Origin of the sequence: uncultured Mediterranea sp., assembly GCF_902493215.1 — a bacterium.
In the GTDB taxonomy this organism is placed as follows: Bacteria; Bacteroidota; Bacteroidia; order Bacteroidales; family Bacteroidaceae; genus Bacteroides.
In genome coordinates, this window is sequence record NZ_CABUOL010000041.1 from 1 (window position 1) to 3065 (window position 3065).

Sequence of the window (3065 nt, forward strand, 5' to 3'; positions counted from 1 at the left end):
CTTACATTTGTTAATTTTTAATTTTTGAATCAGAAAGCCAACTGCTGATTCGCATTCTTAAATATAAGTTTCATGAAAACCACTCCATTTACAGAGAAACATATCTCGCTGGGTGCCAAGATGCACGAGTTCGCGGGATACAACATGCCGATTGAATATTCGGGCATTATCGATGAACACTTGACCGTTTGCCAGGGTGTAGGCGTTTTCGACGTGTCGCACATGGGCGAATTCTGGGTGAAAGGCCCTAAGGCGTTGGATTTCCTGCAGAAGGTAACATCCAACAATGTGGCAGTGCTGACTCCCGGCAAGGTGCAGTATACCTGTTTCCCTAACGAGACAGGCGGTATTGTGGACGACCTGTTGGTTTATTGCTACGAGCCCGAAAAGTATATGCTGGTTGTGAATGCCGCCAACATCGAGAAAGACTGGAACTGGTGCGTGTCGCACAACACCGAAGGGGCTGAATTGGAAAATGCTTCCGACCGTATGGCTCAGTTGGCCGTACAGGGTCCTAAGGCTATCGAAGCCTTGCAGAAGTTGACGCCGATAGACCTGTCTTCATTGCCTTATTACACTTTCACTCACGGTGAGTTTGCAGGTGAGAAAGACGTCATTATCTCAAATACCGGCTATACAGGTGCCGGTGGCTTTGAGTTGTATTTCTATCCCGATGCAGCCATGAAGATATGGGATGCTGTTTTTGAGGCCGGAGCCGAATTCGGTATCAAGCCGATCGGTTTGGGTGCCCGTGATACGCTCCGTCTTGAGATGGGCTTCTGTCTTTATGGCAATGATATCGATGATACCACTTCGCCCATTGAGGCTGGTTTGGGTTGGATTACCAAGTTTGTGGACGGAAAGAACTTCATCAACCGTCCGATGCTGGAGAAGCAGAAGGCTGAGGGAGTGACCCGCAAGCTGGTAGGCTTTGAGATGATTGACCGCGGTATTCCCCGTCATGGATATGGATTGATGGATACGGAAGGCAATCCGATAGGAACGGTTACATCAGGTACCATGTCGCCTTTGCGTAAGATCGGTATCGGTATGGGGTATGTCAAGACCGAGTTCAGCAACCCCGGTACGGAGATTTGTCTCGATATGCGCGGCCGTAAGCTGAAGGCCGTTGTTGTGAAGCCTCCTTTCCGGAAATAAATGGTGATAAGGGCGAACGTTTGGAGCAGAGCTTCTGTTTGCCCAGCTTAAAGCAATGCTTTGTCCAGCTTAAATGATAGGTTTAGGCTGGGTAAACAGGAGCTTTAAGCTGGGCAAATAAATTCAAGCCGACGGGAATGGATAAAAAAAAGAGGATACGTGAGAACGCATCCTCTTTTTTTATTCCTTACAAATAAAGAAATGATTATTTCTTCTGGCTTCTGGCGTAGCGGCTCATAAACTTGTCCACACGACCGGCTGTATCAACCAACTTGGACTTACCAGTGTAGAACGGGTGAGAAGAGCTGGAGATTTCCAACTTAACCAACGGATAAGTTTCGCCTTCGAATTCGATTGTCTCTTTTGTGTTTACAGTAGAACGAGACAGGAACATGTCGCCATTTGACATATCTTTGAATACTACCGGACGGTAATTTTCGGGATGAATACCTTTTTTCATTTCGATATTGTTTTTAATTTTTTTATTTCGATTACTATTGCTGGTAACAAATAGTGGTGTAATGGTCTTTTAAGTTTTCAGGGTGCAAAGATAGTGCTATTTCTTGAATCTGAAAAAAGTTCGGCGAAAAAATTAGGTTTATCTTGTTTTATTTCTTTCTTTTGCAACCAAAATATCTGTATGAATATGAAGAAACTATTCCTTTTAATGATTTTCAGCCTTTCTGCCGTGTTTGTGGGGGCTCAGAACGGAAAGCACGACCTGTATAGCGTAGCTTTCTACAATCTTGAAAACTTGTTCGATACCATCCATGACGCCGGCAAAAACGACTATGACTTCTTGCCGGACGGCAGTTACAAGTGGAATTCTCGTAAGTACGAAGCTAAGCTGGCCAATATGGCCAAAGTCCTTTCTTCGCTTTCACGCGGAAGGGTCAAGCAGGGGCCGGCTTTCATTGGGGTGGCCGAAGTGGAGAACGACCGCGTGCTGACCGACTTGCTGAAGCAGCCGTCAATGTCCCATTATAAATTTATCCACTACGAGGGTCCCGACAAGCGTGGCATTGATTGTGCCCTGCTGTATGACCCGAACCAATATGAAGTGACGGCTTCCAAGCTGGTGCTTTCCGAGCCTTATCAGGGCGATACGGTACATCTGACGCGTGGCTTCCTGATTGTGGACGGACGGATGGCCGGTGAGCGTGTATGTGTCATTGTCAACCATTGGCCTTCGCGTGGCGCCAAGTCACCGGTACGTGTGCATGCTGCCCGTCAGGTTAGGGCATTGGCCGATTCGTTGCAGCGCGAAGACCGTAAGCTGAAGCTGGTCGTGATGGGCGATATGAACGATGACCCGATGGACGAGAGTATGCAGACACTGGGTGCACGCAAATATAAGAAAGAGGTGAAGAAGGCCGATTTCTTCAACCCCTGGTGGGAAACGCTGGAAGATGACGGGGTGGGGACTTTGCTCTATCGCGGCAAGTGGAACCTGTTCGATCAGATAGTCCTGTCGAAGCCTTTGTTGAAGAAGCGCCGCGGATTGCGCTACGACCATCATGAAGTCTTTTACCGCGATTTCCTCATCCAGCAGGACGGCAAGTACAAAGGTTCGCCCTTGCGTACGCACGGCGGCCGTACGTGGCTGAACGGTTACAGCGACCATCTGCCTACCATTATTTATCTGAAGAAATAGTCCTGGCCTTTGTCTGCAAACCATCCTCCGGCAGGTTGGAATGGGTTTGCAACATGGACATTACAATCTTTTGTTAAAACTCTTCAAACATCGGAAAAAATTTTGTTTTTCCTTCGTTCGAAGAGTTTTTTTATGGGGGTGGGTGTCTTCTATTTGAACGAGAATGTTTACTTTTGCACAGAATTTGATTCACTAACTATAAACTTTTAAACAAAATGGTTAATTACAAAGATTTAGGCCTTGTGAACACAAG

The 3065-nt window shown here is 46.8% G+C and carries 3 protein-coding genes; 2 read left to right on the forward strand and 1 reads right to left on the reverse strand.

The genetic code is table 11. The features are described 5' to 3' along the window. Nucleotides 1-72 precede the first annotated feature (72 nt). A complete protein-coding gene (gene gcvT / locus RDO88_RS13460; protein ID WP_307759841.1) occupies nucleotides 73-1158 on the forward strand; it encodes a glycine cleavage system aminomethyltransferase GcvT in 1086 nt (361 codons plus the stop codon). Nucleotides 1159-1363: 205 nt separating this feature from the next. On the opposite strand, the gene RDO88_RS13465 is transcribed toward gcvT, so the two are convergent. After that, nucleotides 1364-1618 (reverse strand): type B 50S ribosomal protein L31, encoded by a 255-nt coding sequence (locus RDO88_RS13465; protein WP_307759842.1) that lies wholly within the window; start codon nucleotides 1616-1618, stop codon nucleotides 1364-1366. A gap of 186 nt (nucleotides 1619-1804) precedes the next feature. Here RDO88_RS13465 and RDO88_RS13470 point away from each other — a divergent pair, with 186 nt between their 5' ends. Continuing rightward, entirely contained in the window at nucleotides 1805-2812 is a 1008-nt protein-coding gene (locus RDO88_RS13470; protein ID WP_307759843.1) for an endonuclease/exonuclease/phosphatase family protein, read from the forward strand. Nucleotides 2813-3065: the final 253 nt, after the last annotated feature.

Excerpts from the sequence above, each read along its gene's own strand:
- gcvT (WP_307759841.1), top strand. The coding sequence starts at position 73 with ATGAAAACCACTCCATTTACAGAGAAACATATCTCGCTGGGTGCCAAG.
- RDO88_RS13465 (WP_307759842.1), bottom strand. The coding sequence starts at position 1,618 with ATGAAAAAAGGTATTCATCCCGAAAATTACCGTCCGGTAGTATTCAAA.
- RDO88_RS13470 (WP_307759843.1), top strand. The coding sequence starts at position 1,805 with ATGAAGAAACTATTCCTTTTAATGATTTTCAGCCTTTCTGCCGTGTTT.